At 31.3% G+C, this 1,190-nt stretch carries 2 protein-coding genes; both read left to right on the forward strand.

The features are described 5' to 3' along the window. Positions 1–9: 9 nt before the first annotated feature. Positions 10–819: a flagellin N-terminal helical domain-containing protein gene (locus tag BUB01_RS22630; RefSeq protein WP_072993988.1), complete on the forward strand. Its 810-nt coding sequence runs from the start codon at positions 10–12 to the stop codon at positions 817–819. Positions 820–1,002: 183 nt separating this feature from the next. Continuing rightward, a partial coding sequence (locus BUB01_RS22635; RefSeq protein WP_479723194.1) for a flagellin N-terminal helical domain-containing protein occupies positions 1,003–1,190 on the forward strand: 188 nt, incomplete at its 3' end.

Genomic DNA, 1,190 nt, shown 5'->3' on the forward strand with positions numbered 1-1,190 from the left:
GAATTTATTATGATAATTAATCACAATATGAATGCAATGAATGCATCAAGACAAATGGAAGCAAATAACGTAGCAGCAGGAAAGTCAATTGAAAAATTAAGTTCAGGTTTAAGAATAAACAAAGCTGGAGATGATGCAGCAGGACTTGCAATATCAGAAAAAATGAGAGGGCAAATTAGAGGTTTACAACAAGCATCAAGAAATGCTCAAGATGGTATATCAATGATTCAAACAGCAGAAGGTTCAGTAAATGAAACTCATGCAATATTACAAAGAATGAGAGAATTAGCAGTTCAATCATCAAACGGAACAAATATAACAGAAGACAGAGCTCAAATAGACAAAGAGTTTCAACAATTAAAATCAGAAATAACAAGAATAGGAGCTCAAACTCAATTTAATAAACAAACATTATTAAATTCAAATAAAACAATATCATTCCAAATAGGTGCAAATAGTGGGCAAGGCATAGATATAAGCTTAAAAGATATGAAAGTAACAGCATTAGCAATAAATGCAAATACAGTAAGTACTCAAACTAATGCTAAAGCGTCAATAACAGCTTTAGATAAAGCTATCCAAACAGTATCATCTTTTAGATCAGACTTAGGATCAGTACAAAACAGACTAGAGCATACAATATCTGCAACTGATAACTCAGCAGAAAACTTACAAGCTGCAGAAAGCAGAATTAGAGATGTTGATATGGCTAAAGAAATGATGAACTTCTCAAAGAACAACATCCTTTCTCAAGCAGCTCAATCAATGTTATCACAAGCTAACCAACAACCACAAGGTGTTCTATCTTTATTAAGATAGGATTAGATTAATAATAAATGACATTTGAGGATTTGACAGTTAAGAATTGAAAATGTTGATTAATTAAAAGCTTCAATGAGGTTTTTTAAAATGAAAATCATTGAAGCTCTAATTAAAATAAAAAAATCATATCAAAAAAAGGCAAGGATGCCAAAAAAATTAAAATTCAAGGAGGAATTTATTATGATAATCAATCACAATATGAATGCAATGAATGCATCAAGACAAATGGAAGCAAATAACGTTGCGGCAGGAAAATCAATTGAAAAATTAAGTTCAGGTTTAAGAATAAACAAAGCTGGAGATGACGCAGCAGGTCTTGCAATATCAGAAAAAATGAGAGGCCAAATTAGAGGTCTTCAACAAGCATC

It is taken from the genome of Clostridium cavendishii DSM 21758, assembly GCF_900141845.1.
Lineage (GTDB): Bacteria > Bacillota > Clostridia > Clostridiales > Clostridiaceae > Clostridium_AG > Clostridium_AG cavendishii.

Excerpts from the sequence above, each read along its gene's own strand:
- BUB01_RS22630 (WP_072993988.1), top strand. The coding sequence starts at position 10 with ATGATAATTAATCACAATATGAATGCAATGAATGCATCAAGACAAATG.